This window comes from Lentzea roselyniae (assembly GCF_039537795.1).
Taxonomy (GTDB): Bacteria; Actinomycetota; Actinomycetes; order Mycobacteriales; family Pseudonocardiaceae; genus Lentzea; species Lentzea atacamensis.
The window spans coordinates 126,810-151,073 of sequence record NZ_BAABBE010000012.1 but is presented as its reverse complement, the minus strand read 5'-3'; the positions used below and the strand labels follow the sequence as shown (position 1 = coordinate 151,073).

Genomic DNA, 24,264 nt, shown 5'->3' with positions numbered 1-24,264 from the left:
CCTTGACCTGTCAGGTGAGCTTCACGAGAACATTGCCGAAGTGCTTGCCCCGCAACAGATCGAGCAGTGCTTTCGGTGCCTTCTTCAGGCCACCGTCGACAATCGTGTGCGGGAAGACGAACTTGCCCTCCTTCAGCCACGTGCTGAAGTTCTGCTGCCACGCCCAGATCTGCTCGGGGGTGTGGTAGGTCGCGAACGGCCGGATCTGGATCTGCCGCACGATCGCGGTCATGATGTCCAGGCGCGGAAACGCGCCCTCGCTGTCGCCGACCTGGCCGGACAGCGCACCGCACAGGGCGAACCGCGCGTCCTGCGCCGCCGCCTGGACCGCCGCCTCGAACTGCTCGCCACCGACGACGTCGAAGAAGACGTCGATGCCGTCCGGTGCCAGCTTGCGCAGGTTGTCGACGACCTTGCCCTTCTTGTAGTTGAAGGCGGCGTCGAAGCCGAGCTCGTTCACCAGGTAGTCGATCTTCTTCTGGCTTCCCGCGGACCCGATGACGCGCTTGGCGCCGAGGCACTTCGCGATCTGCCCGGCGAGCGAGCCGACACCACCGGCCGCACCGGAGACGAACACCGTGTCTCCTTCGCGCACCTGGGCGATGTCCACGATGCCGTGGTAGGCGGTCGGGCCCTGCGTCAGGTAGTGCTCGGGCGTCGGGTACAGGTCGGGGTCGAGCTTCCAGAACGACTGGGCGGGGCCGACCGCGTACTCCTGCCAGCCGTTCATGCCCTCGACGCTGTCTCCGACCGCGAGGTCCGGGCTGTTCGACGCGACGACCTTGCCGACGGCGAAGCCCCACAGCGTCTCGCCGACCTTGTAGGTGGGCATCGGCAGGTCCGCGTCCTCGCGCATCAGATCCTGCATCACCGCAGTGACCTGCAGGTAGTCGTAGCGGACGACGACCTCGCCCTCACCGGGCTGGCGGACATCGACCTCGACGACGTCGAAGTTGGCCTCGGACACGACGTCCGTCACGTGGGAGGCGAGACGCACTTCCCGTGCCTTGGCGGGAATCGCCGTGGTAGCCATGAGGGGGACCTCCGTACTCGGAATCGATTTGAGAACAGCCTCGGACACCGCCCTAGAGCCGCGGTGGAGCCAGGCGCTCCGCGAGGTCAGGAAGCCCGTGCGACCGGCTTCGCCTGTCCGTCGCGATGAACGGTCCGCGACTTGGTGTAGAGCCGGCCGTCGACGCGCACCAGGACGTCCTCGATGAAGAACGTCGGCTCGAACGTGACCTTGCCCTCGGCATCGGTCCGCGTCACGAGCGAGCAGTAGGTGACGTTCAGCGTGTTCTCGCCGGCTTCTTCGATCAGGTAGTGGTCGTTCCAGTGCCGCACGGCCACGCCCTGGTAGCGGGGCAGGGCGGCGTTGGCGCCGGCGATCATGGCGGCACGGCCCTCGACCTTCTCGCCGCGGTGGGCGTGGTCGGTGATGCCGTCCTCGGTGAACGTCTGGACGTAACCCTCGATGTCCAACGCGTCGAGCAGCCGCATCTGCTGTGCGTAGAACGTCTGGACCTCGATGTGGACCTCAACACTGACACGGGACACGACAACTCCTCGTCTGCCGGCTTCGCTACGGCGAATATGCGTCGCCCCGCTGGACATCCGGTTGAGCCGCCCTGGTTCGACCCCGCTTCCATCCGGCGTCGAGAAGTGCTCGCCAGGGTGAGGTGACAGCATCCTTACCAACTCGCGAGGAGGGCCACTATGGCCTCAGTTCCCGACGTCGCCAAGTCGGTGACGGTCGAGGCGACCATCGAGCAGGCGTTCGCGATCTTCGTGGAACGGCCGTTGGAGTGGTGGCCGGAATCGCACGTGTTCGTCAAGCAGCGGCAGGCGATCACGATCGAGCCGTTCGTCGGCGGCCGCTACTTCGAGCGCGGTGCGGACGGCGAGGAGATCGCCTGGGGCACCATCACCGAGTGGGACCCGCCGAACCGGCTCGTGATGACGTGGCGGGTCGGCCCCCAGTGGCGGCCGATCTTCGACGACGAGAAGGCCTCGTTCATCAAGGTGGACTTCGTGGCCAGCGGTCCGACCACGACCACCATGACTCTGACGCACGCCGACCTGCACCGCCACGGTGACATCGCGGAGAGCATCCACGCCGCGCTCGACGGTCCTTCGCCGGGCGAGACGCTGGAGCAGTACGCGGCCGTTGTGGCCAAGCACGTCCCCAAAGCAGCCTGATCACACCGCGAAAAGGGCCGCCCCGGCACGTCGGGGCGGCCCTTTTCGTCTGGTCAGGCACCGAGTTCGAGCTCCTCGTCCACGTGCCGGATCTCGCGGACGTCGACGAGCCTGCGCAGCTGTTCGACCAGCTGGGCGGGCGAACGCCCCGGCAGGAGCGCGACCTCGACGTCGAGGCGGAAGAGCTCACCGGCGGGGCGCAGGCTCAGCCGTTCGACGTCGACACCACGGCTCGAGAACAGCACCACGACGCGCGCGAGGACGCCCTGCTCGTTGCGCAGCAACATGGAGAGCGAATGTCTTGTCATCACTCAGCTTCCTCGTCGAACAGGGGCCTGATGCCCCTCGCGGCCATGATCTCGTCGTTGCCGGTCCCCGCGGCCACCATCGGCCACACCTGGGCGTCCTGCCCCACCACGAAGTCGACCACCACCGGGCGGTCGCGCACCGCCATCGCCTCGGTGATCACGCCGTCCACTTCGGACTTCTCCGAGCACCTCAGTCCGGCGCAGCCCAGCGCGTCCGCGAGCTTCACGAAATCAGGCACGCGGTTGTGGGTGTTGAGCCGCGTGTTGGAGTAGCGCCCGCCGTAGAACAGGGTCTGCCACTGCCGGACCATGCCGAGGTTGCCGTTGTTGATGATCGCGACCTTGATCGGGATGCCCTCGATGGCACAGGTCGCCAGCTCCTGGTTGGTCATCTGGAAGCAACCGTCGCCGTCGATCGCCCACACCGTGCGGTCCGGTGCGCCGACCTGCGCGCCCATCGCGGCCGGGACCGCGAAACCCATGGTGCCCAGGCCACCGGAGTTGATGAACGAGGCGGGGCGTTCGTACTTCACGTACTGCGCTGCCCACATCTGGTGCTGGCCGACGCCCGAGGTGTAGATCGCCTCCGGGCCGGCGAGCGTGCTCAGCCGTTCGATCACGTACTGCGGGGCGAGCGCGCCGTCCGCGGGCCAGTCGTAACCGAGCGGGTAGGTCGTCCGCAGCCCGTTGAGGTAGTCCCACCACGAGGCGAGATCGGGGGTTCTGCTCACCACGGCGTTCAACGCGGCGATCACGTCCTGGCAGTCGCCGACGATCGGCACGTCGGCGCGGCGGTTCTTGGAGATCTCCGCCGGGTCGATGTCGGCGTGCACCACCGCGGCGCTCGGCGCGAAGTGGGGCAGCGACCCCGTGACGCGGTCGTCGAACCGGGTTCCCAGCGCGATCAGCAGGTCGGCCCGCTGCAACGCGGCGACGGCGGGCACGGTGCCGTGCATGCCGGGCATCCCCAGGTGCTGCGGATGCGAGTCGGGGAAGGCACCGCGGGCCATGAGCGTGGTCACCACCGGAATCCCGGTGCGGGTGGCCAGCCGCAACAAGGCCTGGGCCGCACCCGAGCGGATCACCCCGCCGCCGACGTAGAACACCGGCCGGTGCGAGGTCGCGATGAGCTGAGCGGCCTTGCGCACCTGCACCGGTGACACGGCGGGACGGCCGCGGGTCGCAGAGGGTGCCGGCACGTAGGTCGCCGGTGCCGACTGCACGTCCTTGGGCAGGTCGACCAGCACCGGCCCCGGCCTGCCGGAGGCCGCGATCGCGAACGCCTCGGCGATCACCGCGGGAATGTCCGCGGGGTCCGTCACCTGGAAGCTGTGCTTCGTGATCGGCAGCGTGATGCTGCGGATGTCCGCTTCCTGGAAGGCATCGGTGCCGATCACCGAGCGGGCGACCTGGCCGGTCACCGCCACGATCGGCACCGAGTCCATGTAGGCGTCCGCGAGCGGCGTGACGAGGTTCGTCGCCCCCGGTCCCGACGTCGCCATGCAGACGCCCACCCGTCCCGTCGCCTGCGCGTACCCCTGCGCGGCGTGCCCGGCACCCTGCTCGTGACGCACCAGCACGTGCCGGATCTTCACCGAGTCGAGCAGCGGGTCGTAGGCGGGCAGGATCGCCCCGCCGGGCATCCCGAAGATCACCTCGCAGCCGACGTCCTCGAGCGCCCTGATCAACGCACCTGCGCCTGTGGTATCCACGATGTGAGCTCCCGGAAGGGGTTCAGCCTGCGAGCTGGCGCTCCAGCTGGCGAGGGGACAGCGGCTCGTCGAGCGACGGCTCGGAGCTCAGGATCGCCCGCTGCAACTGACGCAGCCTTTCGGACGGCTCAAGCCCCAGCTCCTCGATCAAGGTGTCCCGCAGCGACTTGTACGCCTCCAGCGACTTCCACTGCCGGCCCGCCCGGTAGAGCGCGAGCATGTACTGGGCGCACAGGTTCTCGTGCATCGGGTGCTGCGCGGTCAGCACGGACAGCTCGCTCAGCAGCGACTGGTGCTTGCCGAGCTGCAGGTCGGCTTCGATGCGGGTCTCCAGCACGCCGAGCCTGCTCTCCTGCAGCCGGGTGACCTCCATGCCGAGCCGGACACCGATCTGCACGTCCACCAGCGCCGGCCCGCGCCACACCTCGGCGGCACTGCGGAGCAGGCGTGAGGCGGACTCGAGGTCACCGACCTCGAACGCGCGCTGTCCCGCGCTCGCGAGCCGCTCGTAACTGCGCACGTCCACGCTCTCCGGCGGCACGTCCAGCATGTAGCCGCCGTAGCGGGTCACCAGCACGCTCTTGGCGATGCCCGGGCCATCGCCGGGCATGGCCGCCTCGATGCGGCGACGCACTTGCAGCACGTAGGTCTGCAGGGTGGTGAGCGCGCTGCGTGGCGGTGTCATCCCCCACAGTTCTTCGATCAGCGTCGGGACCGTGACGACGTGCCCGGCCTGCAGGCCCAGCAGTGACAGCACCTGACGTGGCTTCACCGCGCTCGGCGCGATCGAGATGCCGTTCTCCCGTGCCTCCAGCGGTCCGAGAACCTTGATCTCCATAGGAGCCTCCCCCTGATTGGCGGCGGTTGACTTGCTTGTGCCATCAAGTTCACCTGAGCCGGGCTATCGAACGCCACGTATCCAGGCATGACTCCGAGATGGCGGTCTACTGCGCCGGAGATGAGAAATTCATAGGTTCAAACGAACCCAAACATATCCGTTGGGTAATCATTCAACCACGCACGGTTACTTGCACGAAAGATGTTCGACTCTTCGCACGAAATTGAGTCGCCGATCAATGTGGTCGACTGTTCTGAACCGATACAGATCAGCAAGTCGAACAGCCATCGCCTGTTTAGTATTCGGATCGGGCGCGCGCCGCAAGTACAGAGGGGCCAGCGGTTTGCCCCCAGACTGTTGGGGGGACAAGGTGAATGCATCGGCTGCGATACCGAGATACCGCGTGATCATCGTCGCGGTCTGCCTGACCGACCTGGCCCGCGCGCTACTACTCGTCGACGGGATCACTGAATTGGCGGTGTCGGCGATTGATTTCGCTCTACTTGTCCTGCTGCAAGTGACCTATTTCCGCCAGCTGTCGACCGCCACCCGCCGCCTCGTCCTGGCCGCCCAGGCGGCCCTCCTGGTGCTGCCTTACGTCCTCTTCGGACATTCCTGGGCGGGCGTCGCAGGCCTCGTCGCGGGCAACGCCCTGATGGTCCTGCCCCCGCTGCTCGGCTGGGTGGTCTTCGTGACGACCGTGGTGGCGACCGCCCTGGCTCAGACCACGCACGGCGAGGCCATGACGGCCACCGCCGCCATGGCGCTGCTCCTGGCCGGTCTGGCCTCCGGTTTCGCCACCCCGCTGCTCGCACCCGCCAAAGCCGAACCCCGCCCCGCGGCCGACGTGGCCGGCGTGGACACGGCGGTGGCCGCCGAACGCGTCCGTGTCGCCCGCGACCTGCACGACCTGCTCGGCTACAGCCTCAGCGCCATCAAGCTCAAGAGCGAGCTCGCCCACCGGATCGTCGCCGACCGCTCCGGCAACGGCTGGGAACACATGCGGGAGCACCTAAGCGATATATTGGATATCACTCACCACGCCCTCGCCGACGTGCGCTCCATGGCCCGCGCCTACCGGCCCGTCTCGCTGGCCGACACCTCCGCCTCGGCGAAGACGATGCTGACCGCCTCCAACATCGACGTCCGCGTCGAACTGGACCACGATCCGCTCCCCGAGCCGGTGGAGACCGTCCTCGCCGCCGTCCTCTGCGAGGCCGTCACCAACGTCCTGCGCCACAGTGACGCCCAGACCTGCACCATCGGCGTCCGCCAGCGCGGCAGCACCGTGCTCCTCGACGTGATCAACGACGGCGCCGCCGACCGCGCCGCCTCCGCCGACTGCAACGGCGTCCGCAACCAGGCCGAACGCGTCAGAGCCGCGGGTGGCACCTTCAGCGCCAGGCACATCGGCGACGGCTCGTTCCACGTCCACGCCGCGATCCCGGCCGTGACCTCTGCCAACTCCCCGCAGCAGGACGACCAAGCATCCGCCTGACGCGCCCCCAGGCCTTGCCAACCAATATATTGCCCGCCATCACGCAAAACGATCTCTCCGCAACCCGCTCACCAGCCCCTTAGCAATGGGACTTTTGACGGCGTCGTCAAAAGTCCCATTGCAAAGATCTGGAGCGCGACGGTGAAGCAGGTGCCGGCGGCGCCCTAGAACCAGCCGGACTTACGGGCGATGCGGACCGCGTCGACGCGGTTGCGGGCGTCGAGCTTGGCCGTCGCCGCCGTCAGGTAGTTGCGGACGGTGCCGACCGACAGGAACAGCGTTGTGGCGATCTCCATCGCGTCCGCGCCGTCGGAGGCGAGCCGCAGCACCTCCAGCTCACGCGGCGTCAGCGGGCACTCGTCGGTGTCCCACGCCGAGAGGGCGAGCTGGGAGTCGATCACCCGCCGCCCGACCGAAACGCCACGAATGGCGTCGGCGAGCTCACCGACCGGGGCGTCCTTGAGGATGAAGCCGTTGACGCGGGCGTTCAACGCGCGCCGGAGAGTGCCCGGCCGTCCCAGGCTGGTGAGAATGAGCGTCCGGGTATCGGGGACGGTGCCGTGGATCACGGTTGCGGCGGAAAGCCCATCCATCCCGGGCAGGTCGATGTCGAGGACGGCTACGTCCGGCTTGTTCTTCTCGACCGCGGAGATGATTTCGTCACCCGACGCCACGGAGGCGACGACCTCAATATCAGGTTCAAGATTCAACAAGGCGACCAAAGCACCGCGGACCATTTGCACGTCCTCGGCGAGTAGCACTCTGATCATCCGACCCCCTTGCTTGCCCCCAGGTCACCATTTTGAGTTTTACACTCGTGACCAGTCAGGACAAGCATTGAGGCCGACCGCGCCGAGCGTTACTCCGAATGCGCTATGACCAATTAATGAAGGTAATCGGCAGGTAACGCCGAGTGACCGCATGCTCACAAGTTGCATCAGCAACCGAACCGAAAACCGGTACGGCTCGAGCGAAATGCGAGTACGACCCGACTTCAGGGCCCGACGGCGATTCGGTCCGAATAGCGGTTCAACGGGTCTCGCCCCACCGCTCCAGCAGTTCGAGCCCGCCGTCGACGGTGATCACCTGACCCTGGACCCACGCGGCCTCGTCGGTGCAGAGCAGGGCGACGGCGTTGGCGATGTCCCCGGGCAGGGTGACGCGCCCGGACGGGCTCTTGATCGCGAGCCGGTCGACCAGGTCCGGGTCGATGTTCATGGGGCCGTTGTCGACGACTGTGGTGACAACGGCGTTGACCGCCACTCGGTACCAGGCCATCTCGAGCGCCAGCGTGCGGATCACGCCGTGCACCGGGGTCACGGTGTAGCCGGCGATGACCACACGGCCACCGTCGACGAACACTTTGGCGAGCGGCTCGACGATGTTGAGCAACGGCGTGAGGTCCGGCGACACGGCGTGGTGCACGAATATGTCCAGCCGCCCGCGCTCCTCCTTGACCCTGTCGAAGAGGAGACGCACCGAATGCTCGTCGTGGATGTTCAGCTGGGTGACCGCCACCGAGCCGGGTTTGCCCGCGAGCACGATCTTGGCGCGCTCGATGTCGACGTCGTCGTCTGTTGTCGTGAGGATGACGTGCGCGCCGTTGTCGCAGAGCTTGCTCGCGATGGCGAGACCGAGCCCGTGCGTTCCCGACGTGACCAGAGCGATCTTTCCGTCGAGTCCCAGGCGCGTGTTGACCGGTTCGATCATGATGCTGACCACCTCGTTGTCCGCGTGGTGATCGACGTTGCGCCCGGCCACTAGGGCCGAACTCGACTACTTCTTGCGCAAACCCTCGAGAACGCGGAGGATCGCGCGTTCGACCTCGCGCCCGGTGCGCTTGGGATCGGACGAGCTCGCGATCGTGCTGGCACCCGCGGACAACGCGCCGAACAGCAGCCGGGCCATGATCTCCACGGGTGCTTCCTCGATCTCCCCCGCGTCGACGAGCAACTGCACGGCCGTGCGGAGCAAACCGAAGCTGAAGTGCTCTTCCGCCTCACGCCAGCGTTCCCAGCCCATCACCACCGGCGCCTCGTGGATGATGATCCGCTGGTACTCGGGATCCAGGCACTTGCGAACGTACGCGCGCAGACCGGCGACCGCGGTCTCCCACGCGTCACCGTCAGCCGTGACCACCGCGGTGAGCGATTCGATCGCCTGCGTCTCGACCTGCGCGAAAGCCGCCTCGAACAACGCCTGCTTGCCACTGAAGTGGTGATACAGCGCGCCTTTCGTCACGCGGGCGCGTTTGACGACCTCGTCGAGGGACGTACCGGCGTACCCGCGCTTGGTGAACAGGTCGACAGCGCTGTCGACGAGCGCCTGCCTGGTCGACTCCGAGTACTCGGCCCGTCGTGTTCGCACGGGCGAAACGTATCTCACATACCGACGGTACGTACCGATGGTATGGTCGGGTCATACCAGGAGTATGCGAGAGACCGGGGGTACGAGACATGGGCTGGGCAGACCACTACCGCCGCCGTGACGCACTCGACGCCGTGCTGCGCGACGCCCGGCGCGACCCGTCCGCACCGCTGATCGTGGATCCGGACGTCTTCTCCTCACTGCACGAACTGCTGCTGGCGCTCGACCACCGCTGGCAGAACAAGCTGACCGCCCGCATGGAGGCGGCCGCGCTGGACGGCCCGGTCGACGAGCACCGCGTCACCGCCGAACTGGCCGCGGACGAGCCGGTGTTGCGAGCGGTCCTCGACGCACACCTTTCGCTCGGCAGTTACCGGGCGGTAGGAATGACTCCATGAGTCGTTGGACCGAAGCCGACATCCCCGACCAGACCGGCCGCACCGTCCTGGTGACCGGTGCGAACTCCGGTCTCGGCCTGCGCACCGCACAGGTGCTCGCGGCCAAGGGCGCCCACGTGATCATGGGCTGTCGCTCCGTCCAGCGAGGTGAGGCGGCACGGCGAACGGTGCGCGGTTCCGCAGAGGTCCTCGAGCTCGACCTGGCCCACCTCGGCTCCGTTCGTTCGGCCGCCGAGAAGGTCGGGTCGCTCGACGTTCTGATCAACAACGCGGGCATCATGGCCGTGCCGTACGGCCGGACCGCGGACGGCTTCGAGCGCCAGTTCGGCACGAACCACCTGGGCCACGCCGCCCTGACGTGGCTGCTGCTGCCGGCGTTGAAGCAACGTCCAGGCGCGCGCGTCGTCACCGTGTCATCGCTCATGCACCAGTACGGCCACATGGACTTCGACGACCCGAACTGGGAACGCCGCTCGTACAGCCTTCGCGGCTCCTACAGCCAGTCCAAGCTGGCCAACATCCTCTTCGCACGGGAGCTGGATCGCCGCTCTCCGGACGTGACGTCGATTGCGGCGCACCCCGGCATGACGGCCACCGAGCTGACCAACAACATGGCCGACGCGCACAAGTCGTTGGTCATGCGGATCGGCGGCAAGATCAGCCACCTGTTCTCGCAGTCCGTCGAGATGGGCGCGCTGCCGCAGCTCTACGCGGCAACGTCACCCGAGGCGCGCGGCGCCCAGTACTACGGCCCGGACGGCTTCAACGGCATGCGCGGCCACCCCACCGTCGCGCGGATGACCGCCGCCGCCCGTGACGACCTGGCCGCGAACCGCCTGTGGGAACTCACCATCAAGCTGACCGGGATCACCCCGGATCTGCCGTAGCGCTCGACCGGAAACCCAGGTTCTGGCACTTACCCTCTGGTGGGCCGTGCGTGACGCCGGACACGCGGGGCCGCAGCGTAGGGTGAGGTGGTGACTGTGGTACCAGAGGGTCGGAAGCTGCTGCGGCTCGAGGTCCGCAACAGCCAGACGCCGATCGAGAAGAAGCCCTCGTGGATCAAGACGCGGGCGAAGATGGGCCCCGAGTACCGGGAGCTCAAGGGCCTGGTCAAACGCGAGGGCCTCCACACGGTCTGCGAAGAGGCCGGCTGTCCCAACATCTACGAGTGCTGGGAAGACCGCGAGGCCACGTTCCTGATCGGCGGCGAGCAGTGCACCAGGCGCTGCGACTTCTGCCAGATCGACACGGGCAAGCCCGCCGACCTCGACCGCGACGAACCCCGCCGCGTCGCCGAGTCGGTCCAGGCGATGGGCCTGCGCTACTCCACGGTCACCGGCGTCGCCCGCGACGACCTGGCCGACGGCGGCGCGTGGCTGTACGCCGAGACCGTCCGCCAGATCCACGAGATGAACCCGGGCACCGGCGTCGAGCTGCTGATCCCGGACTTCAACGCCGTTCCCGAGCAGCTGGCCGAGGTCTTCGAGTCCCGCCCGGAGGTGCTCGCGCACAACCTGGAGACGGTGCCGCGGATCTTCAAGCGCATCCGCCCGGCGTTCCGCTACGAGCGCTCCCTCGAGGTGATCACCAAGGCACGCGAGTTCGGCCTGGTCACCAAGTCGAACCTGATCCTCGGCATGGGCGAGACCCCCGAGGAGGTCACCGAGGCGCTCAACGACCTCTACGACGCGGGCTGCGACATCATCACGATCACCCAGTACCTGCGCCCGTCGCCGCGGCACCACCCGGTCGAGCGCTGGGTTAAGCCCGAGGAGTTCGTCGAGCACAAGGAGATGGCCGAGCAGATCGGCTTCCTCGGCGTCATGGCGGGCCCCCTGGTCCGCTCCTCCTACCGCGCCGGCCGCCTCTACGCCGAGGCGAAGCAGAAGCGCGGCGAGGCCCTGCCGGAGAACCTCCAGCACCTGCTGACGGTCTCCGCGTCGCAGGAGATCACCAGCCTGCTCGCCCCGCGCTGACGGCGAGCCAACCGATATATCAGCAGCTCACCCACCGCGGGTGAGCTGCTGTTTCTCGTGCTCATGCAAAAGACGTTTGCGGACGTCCGCAAACGTCTTTTGCACAACCAATATATTAGTGGGCCTGACCTGCGGGAACGGCGAGGCTAGCGGGAGCGGACCTCGCCGACGACGACGCCGTCCAGCTCGCGGATGAAGTCGGCGCCGAACGCGCTCGACGGAGTGTGCGAGCCGGGCGCGACGCCGTTGATCTTGCCGATGGCGCGGAGCACGGAGTCGGCGGTGAGGCTGTAGGCGTTGGGGGTGGTGATGGCGCACTCGACCTTGGTCTTGGCGTCCCACGCCTCGCCGAACACCTCGGCCCTGGTGTTGGCGCGCTTGCGCTCGTCGGGGCCCTTGACCTTGCCGGCGACGGTCTTCGCGACGCTCTGCACGAGCGACGTCTGCAGCACGGGGGCGAAGACCTGCTGAAGCTGTCCGAGCAGGCTGGGCACGGTGGTGAACGTCGTGATGTTCGGGATGCCGGTCGAGCGGTAGGCCGTGCTGACGTCGCCCCACGGGATGCTGCCGACCTCGCGCGGTCCGGAGCGGAAGTAGGCGGTGCGGCGGCGGTGTCCGATGCGCACGCTCGTCAGCTCGCCGTTCTCGCGGACGCGCCCGCCGACGGCGGCGGCCTCGACGGAGGTCTTGGTCGTGCCCGCGCTCGCTCCTCCCCCGACGACGAACGCCAGATCGAGGTGGGTGGCGGTCGGCAGGGCGTTCTTCAGGACCGCGGCGAGGCAGTCCGTGGGGACCACGTCGAAACCGGCGCCGGGGAGCAGCACGATGCTGGCCTTGCGCGCGTCGACGTCCCTCCGCCCTATGGACTCGAAGACGTCGATCTCACCGGTGATGTCGAGGTAGTGCGTGCCGGTCTTCAGGCAGGCTTCGACCATCCCGGCCGAGGTGTGGGCGAACGGGCCCGCACAGTGCACGACGGCGTCGACGTCCTCCAGATGAGCCCTCGCCTGGCTGAGGTCGAACGCGCGGTGCTCGAGTCCCAGCGCGCCGGCGATCGGCTCGACCTTCTCGCTCGAGCGGCCCGCGAGGATCGGCCGTTCCCCTCGCTTGACCGCGAGTTCCGCGATGAGACGTCCGGTGTAGCCGTTGGCGCCGTAGACCATCCACGTCATGCCGCGACCTTACCGGCGAGTAGCGTTGCGTGAAGCGACCAAAGAGCCGATCAGCAGTAGTGCGCCCACCCCGATCACCGGCAACGCCCAGAGCAGCCTGCGTTGCCTCAAATCGGCGCAGATGTCCACATAGGCCGGACTGACCGCGGCGGCCGCGTTCTGGTCGAAACCGAGGCCGAGGCCGTTGCCGCACGGGATGAGCGACCCGCTGGGCGCCTCGACGGCCAGCATCACGAACAGGATCGCACCCCCGCCGAGCAAGAAGGCGAGACCGACCACGACGGCGAACGTGCGCACTGACATGAAACAAAAGTTACGTCTCAAATGGACTCAGGGGTAGCCCTGGTCAGACGCATTGGGGTTGATCCCCTAATCCCCGGCTGAGTGCTCTCACACCCCGGTCGGGCGCGATGCCACGGAGAACGAGTACCGCTGCTCCACCCGGCCGTTGCGCGGATGCGGCGCCGGGTCGCCGATCTTGGTCCATCCGAGGCGTTCGTAGAGGCGTACGCCACGCAGGTTGTCGACGTAGACCAACAGCTCCGCGTCGGTGTACCCGCGCTCGATCAACGCATCGGGCAGTGCGCGCAACAACCTCTCGCCGACACCCTTCCCCCACGCGTCGGGGTGCACGCCGACGTAGTTGATGTACGCGGTCCCCTGTGTGCCTGTCTGCTGTGGACCGCCAGCCAGAAAGCCCACCGCCTCACCGCCTTCGAACGCCAGCAGCAACAGCGACGGCTCGTTCGCCAGCGCGTTCTCGATGCCGGGACGCGCCTCCTCGAGCGACGGAATCTCGTCGTAGTTGTCCCGGACGGTCACCGCGTGCGCCCAGATGAGCGCGGCCGTGTCGACGTGTTCAGGGCCCCCTTGGATGATCTCCACGCGGGCCAGCGTAGGTCAGGGCCGCAGCACGACGGGAAGGGTTTTCGAGCTGGCCATGATGTCGTTGTCCGTCACCGCGGGCTGCTCGTCGCCCGAGCAGGTGGTGCGCGGGAACCGGGTGGCGAGCTCACGCACGACGATCTCGGTCTCCAGGCGGGCAAGCCCTGAACCGAGGCAGAAGTGCGGTCCGTGGCCGAACGCCACGTGTCCCGTCGTGGAGCGGTCGACGCGGTACCGCGCGGCGTCCTCGTGCGCCGCAGGACAGCGTCCCGCGGAGCCGAGGTTGATCAGCAGCAGGGTGTTCTCCGGCACCTCGGCACCGCCGATCTCGACAGGCTCTGTCGTGATGCGGTGCGTGGCGTTGCGGACCGGGGAGTTGTGCCGCAGCGTCTCCTCGACGAGCACCGGCACCAGGCCGGGGTCGGCGGCGATCTTCTCCCACAGGCCGTTGTCCAACGCGTCGTGCACGACGTTCGTGATGAGACCGGCCGTGGTCTCGTGGCCCGCCACGACGAGAAGGAACGCCATCGCCATGAGCTCGTCGTGGGTGAGGCGATCACCTTCGTCGTCGGCTGCTACCAACGCTCCGAACAGCGAGCTCTCGTCGAGCTCGTCGCCGGTGAGCAGGCCGTGGAAGTAGCCGGCCAGCGCGTCGCTCGCGGGCTGCGAGACGTCGGGGTCCATCGACATCATCGTCTGGATCAACGTGCGGACGTGGGCGCGGTCGTTCTCCGGAACGCCGAGCACTTCGCCGATGATGTGCAACGGCATCGGCACGGCCAGCGCGGCGACGAGGTCGATCTCCTCACCGACGGGCAACCTGTCGATCAGCTCCGCGGTGATCTCGCCGATGCGGGGTGCGAGCTGCTGCACCGCCTCTGCGTTGAACGCCTTGACCGCGAGCCCGCGCAGCCGGGCGTGCTTCGGGTTGTCGCTGTTGAGCATGCTCGGCCCGAAGAGGCCGGCGAGCTCGGTCTGGGTGCTGCCGAGCGCGGCCAGCTGGCGCTTGAACTCGTTCTGCAGCGCGTCGCTGTCCTTGGACAGCCGCTTGTCGGTGAGCAGCTTGCGGGTCAGCTCGAGCCCGACCGTCACCACCTTCACCCGCACGCCGTCGGGCCGTGTCGCGTCGTGCAGCGGCCCTGCTGCCCGTGCGTCGTCCTCGATCCGATGGTGCTCGCGTGCGCGCAAATCGCCACCGGTCAACAGGTTCGGCATGATCGGCTTCGCTCCCCCGGAAGAGTGTCTCGCCACCGTTTCTACCGTGCCGGAGCGAGATGTCCACCGCCCGTTCCGATCACTGGAGCGCGTCGAGCACCTTGATCGTCTCCACCGCGGGCAGGCGGGGCGGCGGCGCGGCGATGGCCTTGCGCCCCAGCACCCATCCGGGCAGGTGGTGCTGCAGCGCCGCCCGGCCTTCCTGCGTGATGTCGACGGGCGCCGCCATCCCGTGGTCCATGGCCCGGTCCGGCCTCTCCCACGTGATCCAGTGACGCAGCTGCAGGATCTCCAGATCCTCGGCGTCCCAGTGCTTGGCCGGCCGGTGCTCGAGGTACCAGCTGGTGGCACCGCGATGCACGCCACCTTGCTCCACCAACGCGAGCAGCTTGATCTGCTCCTGCGTGACGGTGGCCGGGACGGGCTTCGCGACCTTGCCCTTGCGCTTCACAGGTAGTCGTCCTTAGGAGGGAGGCGGGCCCAAACGTCCCCGACAACCCGTACAAAATACGGCACCACCGCGTCCCGTTCCAGATCGTGACCGGTGTCCGGACGACCACTCGTCGTGATCGCCGATGAACGTCACGGACCTTGCGGCAGCGGCGGCCCCACGGAAAGGTGGTTTCTTCCAGCGTGGTTGGAGGTGCCTCGCCGTGACGGACATCCCTGCTCCCGTGCCGGTGGCGGAGTTGATCACACAACGGCGCCGTGGCCGCTACTACGCTCGTGACGGCTACCTCAGCTACGGCGAGGTCGCGGCCGCCTGGCCGGTCGTCGGCCACATCGGCGCGGTCGTCGAGGCGAACGACGTCCGTACCCTGCAAGCATCTGCGACGGGCACCTACGGCACCAACACCTGGATCGAGTACCACGCCGACGACGTGCAGCGGGTCGCCGACGCGATCGCCGACGACACGGCCGTGCTGCGGCCCGAGTGGCTCAGGAACACGGAAGAAGGCCGCGAGGCACAGCGGCAGTGGTACGAGCAACTGCATCGAGAGACCGTGCGAACGCGGTGGATCTGGGGCTCGATCGTGCTGGTCCTGTTGCTGGGCGCGGGCGTCCTGTGGTTCCTCACGGCTCGCGGCTACTGACCACGCACGGGGGGTTGCACCCCGGAAACACAATGGAGCGAGGCGGTCGGCGCTTTCCGCCGACACACCTCGCCCAGAGCGGAATGGGCGCGACAGGGATCGAACCTGCGACCGCTCGGGTGTAAACCGAGTGCTCTTCCGCTGAGCTACACGCCCCAACCCCAGCACTCGAGAGTACTGGGGGTACAGCTACATCATGCCTTGAGGGAGGCTACGGCCTTCTTCCAGGCGTCCTGATCCCGGGCTTCACCAGGCGCGTTGACCTCGGCGAAGCGCACGACGCCATCCACGTCGATCAGGAACGTCCCCCGCAGCGCCATGCCCACGGTGTCGTTGAACACACCGTAGGACTGGGCGACGGCACCGTGCGGCCAGAAGTCGGACAGCAGGGGGAACTGGTAGCCCTCCTGGTTCGCCCACGCCTTCAGCGCGAACGGGGAGTCCACGGACACGCCCAGCACCTGGACGTTCTCGTCCTCGTAGGTCGCCAGTTCGTCGCGCAGCTGGCAGAGCTCGCCATTGCAGATGCCGCTGAACGCGAACGGGTAGAAGACCAGGAGCACGTTCTTCGCGCCGCGGAACGACGACAGCGTCACAGGCTGCTTGTTGTAGTCGTTGAGCGTGAAGTCCGGGGCTTCCGAACCAACTTCCACCGCCATGAAAACCCTCCGGTTGACGAAGACGAACCACGGGCGTCACAGCGCGCGTGGATCAACCCTATGTCAGCCGGACTTGGCTCAGCGCTTGGCCTTGGTGGATTTTGGCCACACCAGGCGGGTGCCCGCCCAGTCGTCGGCGACGCTGATGTTCGACGTCTGCGACAGGCCCGCGGTCGGCACTGCTTCGGCGATGTCGCTCGGCTCGACGTGGCCGGGGCGGCCCGTCTTCGGGGTGAGAACCCAGATCACACCGTCTTCGGCGAGCACGCCGGTGGCCTCGAGGAGAGCATCCACCAGGTCGCCGTCGTCCTCCCGCCACCAGAGCAGGACCACGCTCACCGTCTCGTCGGCATCCTCGTCGAGGAGGTCGCCGCCGATCTGCTCTTCGACGGCGGCACGGAGGTTGTCGTCGACGTCCTCGTCCCAGCCGAGCTCCTGGACGACCATGCCCGATTCGATCCCGAGCTTCTCGGCGACGCCGATCCTGCCGGCGTCTTCCGCGGCGACCACGGTTTTCACTCCTCCAACTACGCAAGAGCGACAGCCCTAAGACTGCCGCCAGAGTCCGTTACTCGCGCTAGCGAACACTGTCGGCTACCTCCGGCGCAACTGTTGACCACGTGACACGCCGTAACAGGGACCCCTGTGGAGATCCCTACACTGGCATGAGGCACGCTCTACATACCTCTTATCGCGCGCGCGTGAGAAACACGATCCAGAACTACCGATCAGTAGCGGTGACGAAGTCGACGCGCAAGGACAACGATAGGACCGCGTGGCACGGTTTCCGGGCCCACGCAGGAACCGCCAACGAAGCCGAGGAGACACCTTGAGCCCGCAGAACACCGGCCCCGAGCGGGTGCGTGTCATTCGTGACGGTCTGGCCGCACACCTGCCGGACATCGACCCCGAAGAGACGTCCGAGTGGCTCGAGTCGTTCGACGAGGTGCTCAAGGGTGGCGGTCAGCAGCGGGCCCGCTACCTGATGCTGCGTCTGCTGGAGCGTGCGCGTGAGAACCACGTCGGCATGCCCGCGCTGACCAGCACGGACTACGTCAACACCATCCCCACCGAGCGGGAGCCGTGGTTCCCCGGTGACGAGGAGGTGGAGCGCCGTTACCGCGCGTGGATCCGGTGGAACGCCGCGATGACGGTGCACCGCGCGCAGCGGCCCGGCGTGGGTGTCGGTGGCCACATCTCGACGTACGCGTCCAGCGCGTCGCTCTACGAGGTCGGCTTCAACCACTTCTTCCGCGGCAAGAACCACCCCGGCGGCGGCGACCAGGTCTTCATCCAGGGCCACGCCTCCCCCGGTGTGTACGCGCGCGCGTTCCTCGAGGGCCGGTTGAGCGAGCACCAGCTCGACGGCTTCCGCCAGGAGTACTCGCACGCCGGACCGGGTGGCGGCCTGCCGTCGTACCCGCACCCGCGCCTGATGCCGGACTTCTGGGAGTTCCCCACGGTCTCCATGGGCATCGGCCCGATGAACGCGATCTACCAGGCGCGGTTCAACCGCTACCTGCACGACCGCGGCTTCAAGGACACGTCCGACCAGCACGTGTGGGCGTTCCTCGGCGACGGCGAGATGGACGAGCCGGAGTCGCGCGGCCTGCTGCAGCTCGCCGCGAACGAGCACCTCGACAACCTGACGTTCGTCGTCAACTGCAACCTGCAGCGCCTCGACGGCCCGGTGCGCGGCAACGGCAAGATCATCCAGGAGCTGGAGTCGTTCTTCCGGGGTGCCGGTTGGAACGTCATCAAGGTCGTCTGGGGCCGTGAGTGGGACGCCCTGCTGCACGCCGACCGCGACGGCGCGCTGGTGAACCTCATGAACGCCACGCCCGACGGCGACTACCAGACCTACAAGGCGAACGACGGCGCGTACATCAAGGAGCACTTCTTCGGCCGCGACCCGCGGACGAAGGCGCTCGTCGAGGCCATGAGCGACGACGAGGTGTGGAACCTCAAGCGCGGCGGCCACGACTACCGCAAGGTCTACGCTGCCTACAAGGCGGCGACCGAGACCGTCGGCCAGCCGACCGTCATCCTCGCCAAGACCATCAAGGGCTACTCGCTCGGCCCGCACTTCGCGGCCCGCAACGCGACGCACCAGATGAAGAAGATGACCCTGGAGGACCTCAAGGGCTTCCGGGACAGCCTGCGCATCCCGATCTCGGACGCGCAGCTCGAGGCCGACCCGTACCTGCCGCCGTACTACCACCCCGGCCAGGACAGCCAGGAGATCCAGTACATGCTGGAGCGCCGCCGTCAGCTGGGTGGTTTCGTGCCGGAGCGCCGCACGAAGTCGAAGGCTCTCGTGCTGCCGGGCGACAAGGTCTACGACGGCATCCGCCGCGGCTCGGGCAAGCAGGAGGTCGCCACGACCATGGCGTTCGTCCGCCTCGTCCGCGACCTCGCGAAGGACCCGGAGATCGGCCCGCGCATCGTCCCGATCATCCCGGACGAGGCGCGCACGTTCGGCATGGACTCCATGTTCCCGACGCAGAAGATCTACAACCCGAACGGCCAGGCCTACACCTCGGTGGACGCCAACCTGATGCTCGCCTACAAGGAGAGCGAGCAGGGCCAGATCCTGCACGAGGGCATCAACGAGGCGGGTTCCACGGCGTCGTTCACGGCGGTCGGCACGTCCTACGCGACGCAGGGCGAGCCGATGATCCCGATCTACATCTTCTACTCGATGTTCGGCTTCCAGCGCACGGGCGACGGCCTGTGGGCGGCGGCGGACCAGATGGCGCGCGGCTTCGTGCTCGGTGCCACCGCGGGCCGCACGACGCTGACCGGTGAGGGCCTGCAGCACGCCGACGGCCACTCGCTGCTGCTGGCGCACACGAACCCGGCCGTGGTCGCGTACGACCCGGCGTGGTCGTTCGAGGTGGCGCACATCGTCAAGGACGGTCTGCGGAGGATGTACGGCGAGAACGCCGAGAACGTCTTCTACTACATGACGGTCTACAACGAGCCGTACGTGCAGCCGGCCGAGCCCGAGAACCTGGACGTGGAAGGCCTCCTGCGGGGCCTCTACAAGTACCAGGACGGCCCGCAGACCGGTGGCCCGCGTGCCCAGATCCTCGGCTCCGGCGTGGGCCTGCCGTGGGCGCTGAAGGCCCAGCGGCTGCTCGCCGACGAGTGGGGCGTCTCCGCGGACGTGTGGTCCGCCACGTCGTACTCGGAGCTGCGCCGCGACGCCGTCGACACCGACCGCCACAACCTGCTGCACCCGGACGCCGAGCCGCGCGTGCCGTACGTGACGCAGGTGCTGCAGGACGTCCAGGGCCCGGTCGTCGCGGTCTCCGACTGGATGTCGGCGATCCCGGACCTGATCCGCCCGTACGTCCCGACCGACATGACGACCCTGGGCACGGACGGCTTCGGCTTCTCCGACACCCGCCCGGCCGCCCGCCGCCACTTCCTGGTGGACGCGGAGTCCGTCGTCGTCGCCACGCTGGCCGCGCTGGCCCGCCGCGGTGAGGTCGGCCAGGACAAGGTCATCGAGGCCGCTCGCAAGTACCGCATCGACGACGTGCAGGCCGCCGGTCCGTCCACGTCGGACGCGGGCCTCGCGTAGTCGTTCGACCAGAAGGGCCGCTCCGCACACGCGGGGCGGCCCTTTTCACGGCCTGAGCGCGTATTCCGTGAACTGACCGGCGATGGTGAACCCGAGACGCCGGTAGACCTTCTCGCCGTCCTCAGAGGCCTGCAGGACCGCGATGCGGTAACCCTCGGCCCGTGCAGTGCGCAACGCGGCCAGCGTCATCGCGCTGCCGTAGCCGCGACGCCGATCTTCGGCGAGGGTCGCGATGTTGTAGATCCCGGCGACACCCGCGTGCAGGAACACCTCCGCCGTGCACACGGCACGGCCGTCCACGTACCCCACGAGGTAACGCGCCTGACTGCCCAACGCGTGCGGCGCCGCGTCGGCGTAGAAGCGGCGAACCGTCGCGGCGGGCGGGTCCCAGATCGCGGCCAGCACCGCCGCGTGGTCCGTGAGCTCTGCTTCGGTCGTGACGCGGCGGATGTCGAGGCCGTCGGCGTGCGGTTCGGGTAGGGCCGCATCGGCGAGGTCCAGCCACATCGCCGCCTCGGTCCCGGCCGGCGCGATGCCGGCCTGCAGCAGCACCGGGCCGAGGTCGGCCGGAGCGGAGGCGGGCCCGACCCACCAGGAGAACGGGCGGCCTGTCGCCTTGAGCGCACTCACCGTCTCCGCGACACGGGCACTGACGTCGTCTGCGGTGAATCGGGCCGCGGCGACGATGTTGAACGTGTCGTCGGCCAGGCCGCTGTCGGCGATCAGGAGGTCGTCCGTCCGCACCACCGTCGCGTGCGGGAGGTGCCGGTGCAGATGACAGGCGTGTTCGGCGAGGTTCTGCTCAATGCCGGCCAGGAGGCCGGTGTTGATCTGGCGCAGGCTTTCGTCGCGGAACTCGACCAGGTCGTACTCGTCGACGTCCAGCGACGCGCCGACCGCACTGAGGAACTCGACCGACTCGGCCGTCATCCACCAGCCGAGGCCCACTTTGTCGTCGCTGTCGCGGAAGTACCGCACCACGACCAGACGAGCGGTGATCGCGGGGTCGGCGGTGAGCGAGACGAGTTCGTCACGGACGGGCTTCAGCCTGTCGACGATGTGCTGGACCTGCTCGTCGAGGCGTTCGTCGCCACTCCGGACGACCTTCCACGCATGCGTGCGCGGCAGATCGTGCACCTCGTCGGGTTCCACGCCGAGCCGGCGTGTCATGTCGGCCGCGGACGTCGTCTCGCTGAGGAGAACGAAGTAGCTGTACTGCTCGACCCGCATCAGGCCATCGGAGCACGTCCCAGAGATCGTCCGCCACCGATATATCAGCACCGATATATCAGTTGAGGGCGACTCAGCCAGCCTGGATTGCGGGCCGTTGAAAACACCTTAGCAATGAGACGTTTGCGGACGAAGTCCAAAGTTTCATTGCTAAGGCGCTGGTCAGAGCTACCGATATATTAGTTGGCTAGCACTGGGCGACGGGCTGGGCCTTCAGCAGCGGCTCGTCGGCGCGGGCGTCGAGCAGCAGCGGGATCAACGGCCGGGCCTCCTGCTTCAGCGGCACGATGCGGTCACCGCCGCGCAGGTACTGCGACTTGATGCCGTGCAGAGCGAGCTCGTCACGCGCCTCGACGTACTGGGCACCGGTCAGCACGTAGCCGCACGGAGGCGTCGACAGCACGTCCTCGGGAGCCGGAGCCTGGTTGTCGGCACCACCGAAGTACACGGGGCCGGTACGAACCGCACGCGACGCGGCGGTGGCGGCTTCGATCTCGGCACGCCGGTCGCGCACGAACGACTGAGTGCCGTCGAGGCCGAGCAACTGGGACTCCACGCGGTAGGCGGACGTGCCGTCGGCGTTGGTCTCCACCAGCAGCCCCGTGGAGTGCTTGAGGCCGCTCGTGTTGCGGAGGATCCGTTCCTGGTGGTCGCCGGCCACCTGGCGGATCGGCTCACCGGTCACCGGGTCCACATAGATGCCGTAGACGCCGGAGGTCCGGCCACCGGCCTCGACGGACGGCCGGATGTACGAGCGGGACAACGTCTCCGACAGATCATGAACGCCGTCGGCGACGTTCAGGTTCCGCGGCCACAGCCACAGGAAGTCCTTCACGTAGTAGGGCGCGGAAGGCCCGAACTCGTGGAGGTCGTGGATGACGTCGGGCTTCCAGTCGCGGAAGACGGCGGCCATCGCGCGGGCCTCGGCGGTGCGCAGCAGCAGGTGGTCGCGGTTGATGTCGATGCCGGACGAGTTGCCGCGGGTGTTCGCCGCGCGGCCGTCGGGGTTGGCGTTCGGCACGAACAGGTAGGTCACGTCGGACGAACGCGGCAGCGAGCGCATGCGGATCAGGCACGCCTCGCGGCCCGCGGGCTCGTCACCGTGCTGGGAGCAGATGAACACGACGACCGTGCGGGCGGAACGAGAGCCCACGCGGACGAGTTGGATCGGGCGGCCCTGGGCCGTGGTGCCGATCTGGGTGAGTGGAAGGTTCAGGGCGCGCAGGTAGGCCTGTTCCTCGGCCTCGGTGGTCCAGTTGCCGGTCTTCTCGAAACCCGTTCGCGGCTCGGGGGCGGCCAGGGCCGGAGCGGGAACCAGCAACGAAGCAGCAGCCAGTAAAGCGATCAGTCCCCTCATAGGGGAGACTTTGCCGCCTGTGTCAACCGGCGGGCGGTGCGGTTCCAGTCGATGTAGCCGTGGATCACCAGGCCCGCGAAGACGAGGTACACCAGAGCGCTGAAGTACAGGCCGGACTGGATCTGCAACGGCACGCCCACGGCGTCGACCACCAGCCAGACCAGCCAGAACTCGACCAGGCCCAGGCCCTGCAGCGCGAACGCCAGCACGGTGCCGACGAAGATCGCGGCGTCCGGCCACGGCGCCCAGGAGGCGTCGAACCAGTCGAGCACCAGCGCGAACGCCACCGTGCCCGCCACGAAAACCCCGGCCACCACACCGCGTTCCAGCCAGGAGCCCGCGCGCACCACCACGCCGAACACCGGGTCGCGGCGGCGCACCCACGCGTACCAGCCGTAGACGGCGATCAGCCCGACCACGACCTGGCGGGTCGCGAGACCGCCGAGGTGAGCGGAGACGTAGACGGTGAACAGCAGAGCCACCGACAGCAGCTGAACGGGCCAGGTCAAGAGTGAACGGCGCTGCGCGAGGAAGACCACCGCCAGCGCCAGGACCTGCCCGACCAGCTCCGTGTACGCGATCTTCTGCCCGAAGATCGTCAGTCCCAGCTCGTACCACACGGCTTGTTCCCCCGGGGTTCAGTCGCCGTATACCGGTGTTTCCTACGGTCCCACCATGTCATCTTCCTTAGCGCTGACGCTCGTGCCTTTGTTCCTCGCCGCACCTGCGACGCCCGTCATCACACCGACGGTGATCACGCAGACGTTCGAGGAGCCCGCGGACGCCGACGACCCGGCCATCTGGGTGAACCCGCGCAACGCCGAACGCAGTGTGGTCCTGGGCACCCTCAAGGAAGGCGGTCTGGCGGCGTTCGACCTGAACGGCCGCACGATCGGCGTCCACCCGGCGCCGCTGCCACCCACGCCGGACGCCAAGCCGGGGCGCTACAACAACGTCGACGTCCTCGGTGACCTGGCGTTCGTCAGCGACCGCGGCCGTGACCGCATCCGGGTGTTCCAAGTGGACGAACGCGGCGTGAAGGACGTCACGAACCCCGCCACCAAGCCGGTGTTCTCGGCGACCGAGCAGGAGGTCGACGAGCAGCACACCGTCTACGGCCTGGCCGCCGGGCGCATCAGCGGCAAGGACGTCGTCGTCACGAGCCGGCGCAGCGAGACCAGCATCGCGCTCCTCCACCTCCACAAGGGCACCACCTACGACACCAAGAAGGTGTCCACTCTGGACCTTCCGCGCACCTTCACCCTGCCCGACGGCCGGAGCTGGACGGTGTGCGGTGAACCCGGCGAGGGCCCGCAGGTCGAGGGCATGGTGATCGACGAACGCACGAACACCCTGTACGCGGCGCAGGAGGACGTCGGTATCTGGCGCATCCCGTTGCGCGCCAACGACTTCGGCAAGCCGCGACTGGTCGACAAGGTCCGCACGTTCGGCGCCCCGCAGAAGTACAACCCGGACACCGAGGAGTGCGAGCCCGACGGCCCGAACCCCGGCTTCGGCGGCAAGTGGCTCGAAGCCGACGCCGAGGGTCTGACGATCGCGGACGACGTGCTGCTCGCGTCCAGCCAGGGCGACTCGCGGTTCGTCGCCTACCGCAAGGCCGACATGAAGCCGTTGAAGGACTTCCGCATCAAGGACGTTGAGCATTCCGACGGCGCCGACATCGTCCTCGGCACGCTCAACCTGCTCGTCGTCCACGACGGCGAACGCCCCAATGGCACGGGATTCGCGTTCATCAGGTTCTAA

The 24,264-nt window shown here is 67.8% G+C and carries 25 protein-coding genes, 1 tRNA gene and 1 pseudogene; 8 read left to right on the top strand and 19 right to left on the bottom strand.

The window, feature by feature from the left end:
• Positions 1 to 10: 10 nt before the first annotated feature.
• Together ABFX45_RS22700 and ABFX45_RS22695 are read right to left on the bottom strand one after the other, a co-directional pair.
• A complete protein-coding gene (locus ABFX45_RS22700; RefSeq protein ID WP_109640612.1) occupies positions 11 to 1,033 on the bottom strand; it encodes an MDR family NADP-dependent oxidoreductase in 1,023 nt (340 codons plus the stop codon).
• A gap of 86 nt (positions 1,034 to 1,119) precedes the next feature.
• Positions 1,120 to 1,557: a nuclear transport factor 2 family protein gene (locus ABFX45_RS22695; protein ID WP_211337644.1), complete on the bottom strand. Its 438-nt coding sequence runs from the start codon at positions 1,555 to 1,557 to the stop codon at positions 1,120 to 1,122.
• A gap of 159 nt (positions 1,558 to 1,716) precedes the next feature.
• On the opposite strand from ABFX45_RS22695, the gene ABFX45_RS22690 reads away from it, so the two are divergent.
• Positions 1,717 to 2,199, top strand: a complete 483-nt coding sequence (locus tag ABFX45_RS22690) for an SRPBCC domain-containing protein (RefSeq protein ID WP_109640614.1) — start codon at positions 1,717 to 1,719, stop codon at positions 2,197 to 2,199.
• Between the two features lie 53 nt (positions 2,200 to 2,252).
• On the opposite strand, the gene ABFX45_RS22685 is transcribed toward ABFX45_RS22690, so the two are convergent.
• The 3 genes and pseudogenes from ABFX45_RS22685 to ABFX45_RS22675 all read right to left on the bottom strand — a co-directional run bounded on the left by ABFX45_RS22685 (position 2,253) and on the right by ABFX45_RS22675 (position 5,057).
• Positions 2,253 to 2,507: an ACT domain-containing protein gene (locus ABFX45_RS22685; protein WP_346131880.1), complete on the bottom strand. Its 255-nt coding sequence runs from the start codon at positions 2,505 to 2,507 to the stop codon at positions 2,253 to 2,255.
• Positions 2,507 to 4,222, bottom strand: a pseudogene (locus tag ABFX45_RS22680) (acetolactate synthase large subunit); the annotation flags it as partial. The gene ABFX45_RS22685 and the pseudogene ABFX45_RS22680, both read right to left, overlap by 1 nt.
• Before the next feature lie 19 nt (positions 4,223 to 4,241).
• Positions 4,242 to 5,057 carry an AfsR/SARP family transcriptional regulator gene (locus ABFX45_RS22675; protein WP_109640617.1) on the bottom strand — a complete coding sequence of 272 codons (816 nt, stop codon included), beginning with the start codon at positions 5,055 to 5,057 and terminating at the stop codon, positions 4,242 to 4,244.
• A 403-nt stretch (positions 5,058 to 5,460) separates the two neighbouring features.
• Here ABFX45_RS22675 and ABFX45_RS22670 point away from each other — a divergent pair, with 403 nt between their 5' ends.
• Positions 5,461 to 6,555 (top strand): sensor histidine kinase, encoded by a 1,095-nt coding sequence (locus ABFX45_RS22670; protein WP_109640618.1) that lies wholly within the window; start codon positions 5,461 to 5,463, stop codon positions 6,553 to 6,555.
• Positions 6,556 to 6,719: 164 nt separating this feature from the next.
• Here the strand turns inward: ABFX45_RS22670 and ABFX45_RS22665 are convergent, their stop codons facing one another.
• From ABFX45_RS22665 to ABFX45_RS22655, 3 genes are all read right to left on the bottom strand, one after another.
• Positions 6,720 to 7,325 (bottom strand): response regulator transcription factor, encoded by a 606-nt coding sequence (locus ABFX45_RS22665; RefSeq protein WP_109640619.1) that lies wholly within the window; start codon positions 7,323 to 7,325, stop codon positions 6,720 to 6,722.
• Between the two features lie 259 nt (positions 7,326 to 7,584).
• Positions 7,585 to 8,265 carry an SDR family NAD(P)-dependent oxidoreductase gene (locus ABFX45_RS22660; protein ID WP_146231796.1) on the bottom strand — a complete coding sequence of 227 codons (681 nt, stop codon included), beginning with the start codon at positions 8,263 to 8,265 and terminating at the stop codon, positions 7,585 to 7,587.
• Between the two features lie 66 nt (positions 8,266 to 8,331).
• Positions 8,332 to 8,922 (bottom strand): TetR/AcrR family transcriptional regulator, encoded by a 591-nt coding sequence (locus ABFX45_RS22655; RefSeq protein WP_109640621.1) that lies wholly within the window; start codon positions 8,920 to 8,922, stop codon positions 8,332 to 8,334.
• Positions 8,923 to 9,011: 89 nt separating this feature from the next.
• Here ABFX45_RS22655 and ABFX45_RS22650 point away from each other — a divergent pair, with 89 nt between their 5' ends.
• The 3 genes from ABFX45_RS22650 to lipA all read left to right on the top strand — a co-directional run bounded on the left by ABFX45_RS22650 (position 9,012) and on the right by lipA (position 11,299).
• On the top strand, positions 9,012 to 9,320 hold the full coding sequence (locus ABFX45_RS22650; RefSeq protein WP_109640622.1) for a hypothetical protein: 309 nt from the start codon (positions 9,012 to 9,014) through the stop codon (positions 9,318 to 9,320).
• Positions 9,317 to 10,207 (top strand): oxidoreductase, encoded by an 891-nt coding sequence (locus ABFX45_RS22645; protein ID WP_346131878.1) that lies wholly within the window; start codon positions 9,317 to 9,319, stop codon positions 10,205 to 10,207. Before ABFX45_RS22650 ends, ABFX45_RS22645 begins: the two co-directional genes overlap by 4 nt.
• A 90-nt stretch (positions 10,208 to 10,297) precedes the next feature.
• Entirely contained in the window at positions 10,298 to 11,299 is a 1,002-nt protein-coding gene (gene lipA / locus ABFX45_RS22640) for a lipoyl synthase (protein WP_346131877.1), read from the top strand.
• Positions 11,300 to 11,445: 146 nt separating this feature from the next.
• On the opposite strand, the gene ABFX45_RS22635 is transcribed toward lipA, so the two are convergent.
• The 5 genes from ABFX45_RS22635 to ABFX45_RS22615 all read right to left on the bottom strand — a co-directional run bounded on the left by ABFX45_RS22635 (position 11,446) and on the right by ABFX45_RS22615 (position 15,022).
• Complete coding sequence (locus ABFX45_RS22635; protein WP_346131876.1) at positions 11,446 to 12,471, bottom strand: saccharopine dehydrogenase family protein; 1,026 nt, start codon at positions 12,469 to 12,471, stop codon at positions 11,446 to 11,448.
• A gap of 9 nt (positions 12,472 to 12,480) precedes the next feature.
• Complete coding sequence (locus ABFX45_RS22630; protein WP_109640625.1) at positions 12,481 to 12,774, bottom strand: hypothetical protein; 294 nt, start codon at positions 12,772 to 12,774, stop codon at positions 12,481 to 12,483.
• Between the two features lie 87 nt (positions 12,775 to 12,861).
• Entirely contained in the window at positions 12,862 to 13,356 is a 495-nt protein-coding gene (locus ABFX45_RS22625; RefSeq protein ID WP_170155239.1) for a GNAT family N-acetyltransferase, read from the bottom strand.
• 15 nt (positions 13,357 to 13,371) lie between these two features.
• Positions 13,372 to 14,571 (bottom strand): cytochrome P450, encoded by a 1,200-nt coding sequence (locus tag ABFX45_RS22620; protein ID WP_346131875.1) that lies wholly within the window; start codon positions 14,569 to 14,571, stop codon positions 13,372 to 13,374.
• 79 nt (positions 14,572 to 14,650) lie between these two features.
• Positions 14,651 to 15,022 carry a hypothetical protein gene (locus ABFX45_RS22615; protein ID WP_346131874.1) on the bottom strand — a complete coding sequence of 124 codons (372 nt, stop codon included), beginning with the start codon at positions 15,020 to 15,022 and terminating at the stop codon, positions 14,651 to 14,653.
• Positions 15,023 to 15,224: 202 nt separating this feature from the next.
• Between ABFX45_RS22615 and ABFX45_RS22610 the strand changes: the two genes are divergently transcribed.
• Positions 15,225 to 15,665: a hypothetical protein gene (locus ABFX45_RS22610; protein WP_170155240.1), complete on the top strand. Its 441-nt coding sequence runs from the start codon at positions 15,225 to 15,227 to the stop codon at positions 15,663 to 15,665.
• Positions 15,666 to 15,749: 84 nt separating this feature from the next.
• Here ABFX45_RS22610 and ABFX45_RS22605 read toward each other — a convergent pair.
• The 3 genes from ABFX45_RS22605 to ABFX45_RS22595 form a co-directional block, all read right to left on the bottom strand.
• A tRNA-Val gene (locus tag ABFX45_RS22605) sits at positions 15,750 to 15,821 on the bottom strand.
• A 38-nt stretch (positions 15,822 to 15,859) separates the two neighbouring features.
• On the bottom strand, positions 15,860 to 16,324 hold the full coding sequence (locus tag ABFX45_RS22600) for a peroxiredoxin (RefSeq protein ID WP_109640630.1): 465 nt from the start codon (positions 16,322 to 16,324) through the stop codon (positions 15,860 to 15,862).
• A 78-nt stretch (positions 16,325 to 16,402) separates the two neighbouring features.
• Entirely contained in the window at positions 16,403 to 16,834 is a 432-nt protein-coding gene (locus ABFX45_RS22595) for a DUF3052 domain-containing protein (RefSeq protein WP_109640675.1), read from the bottom strand.
• Positions 16,835 to 17,153: 319 nt separating this feature from the next.
• On the opposite strand from ABFX45_RS22595, the gene aceE reads away from it, so the two are divergent.
• The gene (aceE, locus tag ABFX45_RS22590; protein WP_109640631.1) at positions 17,154 to 19,913 is read left to right on the top strand and encodes a pyruvate dehydrogenase (acetyl-transferring), homodimeric type; all 2,760 of its coding nucleotides are present in this window, start codon (positions 17,154 to 17,156) and stop codon (positions 19,911 to 19,913) included.
• Positions 19,914 to 19,958: 45 nt separating this feature from the next.
• On the opposite strand, the gene ABFX45_RS22585 is transcribed toward aceE, so the two are convergent.
• From ABFX45_RS22585 to ABFX45_RS22575, 3 genes are all read right to left on the bottom strand, one after another.
• Positions 19,959 to 21,143: a GNAT family N-acetyltransferase gene (locus tag ABFX45_RS22585; RefSeq protein WP_346131873.1), complete on the bottom strand. Its 1,185-nt coding sequence runs from the start codon at positions 21,141 to 21,143 to the stop codon at positions 19,959 to 19,961.
• Between the two features lie 187 nt (positions 21,144 to 21,330).
• Positions 21,331 to 22,500 carry a M14 family metallopeptidase gene (locus tag ABFX45_RS22580; RefSeq protein ID WP_109640632.1) on the bottom strand — a complete coding sequence of 390 codons (1,170 nt, stop codon included), beginning with the start codon at positions 22,498 to 22,500 and terminating at the stop codon, positions 21,331 to 21,333.
• Entirely contained in the window at positions 22,497 to 23,120 is a 624-nt protein-coding gene (locus ABFX45_RS22575) for a nicotinamide mononucleotide transporter family protein (RefSeq protein WP_109640633.1), read from the bottom strand. The genes ABFX45_RS22580 and ABFX45_RS22575 overlap by 4 nt, the downstream gene beginning before the upstream one ends.
• Before the next feature lie 55 nt (positions 23,121 to 23,175).
• On the opposite strand from ABFX45_RS22575, the gene ABFX45_RS22570 reads away from it, so the two are divergent.
• Positions 23,176 to 24,264 (top strand): phytase, encoded by a 1,089-nt coding sequence (locus ABFX45_RS22570; RefSeq protein ID WP_346131872.1) that lies wholly within the window; start codon positions 23,176 to 23,178, stop codon positions 24,262 to 24,264.

What these genes read in the sequence shown, in the direction of transcription:
- ABFX45_RS22700 (WP_109640612.1), bottom strand. Translation starts at nt 1,033, where the DNA reads ATGGCTACCACGGCGATTCCCGCCAAGGCACGGGAAGTGCGTCTCGCC.
- ABFX45_RS22690 (WP_109640614.1), top strand. Translation starts at nt 1,717, where the DNA reads ATGGCCTCAGTTCCCGACGTCGCCAAGTCGGTGACGGTCGAGGCGACC.
- ABFX45_RS22685 (WP_346131880.1), bottom strand. Translation starts at nt 2,507, where the DNA reads ATGACAAGACATTCGCTCTCCATGTTGCTGCGCAACGAGCAGGGCGTC.
- ABFX45_RS22675 (WP_109640617.1), bottom strand. Translation starts at nt 5,057, where the DNA reads ATGGAGATCAAGGTTCTCGGACCGCTGGAGGCACGGGAGAACGGCATC.
- ABFX45_RS22665 (WP_109640619.1), bottom strand. Translation starts at nt 7,325, where the DNA reads ATGATCAGAGTGCTACTCGCCGAGGACGTGCAAATGGTCCGCGGTGCT.
- ABFX45_RS22660 (WP_146231796.1), bottom strand. Translation starts at nt 8,265, where the DNA reads ATGATCGAACCGGTCAACACGCGCCTGGGACTCGACGGAAAGATCGCT.
- ABFX45_RS22650 (WP_109640622.1), top strand. Translation starts at nt 9,012, where the DNA reads ATGGGCTGGGCAGACCACTACCGCCGCCGTGACGCACTCGACGCCGTG.
- ABFX45_RS22645 (WP_346131878.1), top strand. Translation starts at nt 9,317, where the DNA reads ATGAGTCGTTGGACCGAAGCCGACATCCCCGACCAGACCGGCCGCACC.
- ABFX45_RS22635 (WP_346131876.1), bottom strand. Translation starts at nt 12,471, where the DNA reads ATGACGTGGATGGTCTACGGCGCCAACGGCTACACCGGACGTCTCATC.
- ABFX45_RS22630 (WP_109640625.1), bottom strand. Translation starts at nt 12,774, where the DNA reads ATGTCAGTGCGCACGTTCGCCGTCGTGGTCGGTCTCGCCTTCTTGCTC.
- ABFX45_RS22620 (WP_346131875.1), bottom strand. Translation starts at nt 14,571, where the DNA reads ATGCCGAACCTGTTGACCGGTGGCGATTTGCGCGCACGCGAGCACCAT.
- ABFX45_RS22600 (WP_109640630.1), bottom strand. Translation starts at nt 16,324, where the DNA reads ATGGCGGTGGAAGTTGGTTCGGAAGCCCCGGACTTCACGCTCAACGAC.
- ABFX45_RS22585 (WP_346131873.1), bottom strand. Translation starts at nt 21,143, where the DNA reads ATGCGGGTCGAGCAGTACAGCTACTTCGTTCTCCTCAGCGAGACGACG.
- ABFX45_RS22580 (WP_109640632.1), bottom strand. Translation starts at nt 22,500, where the DNA reads ATGAGGGGACTGATCGCTTTACTGGCTGCTGCTTCGTTGCTGGTTCCC.
- ABFX45_RS22570 (WP_346131872.1), top strand. Translation starts at nt 23,176, where the DNA reads ATGTCATCTTCCTTAGCGCTGACGCTCGTGCCTTTGTTCCTCGCCGCA.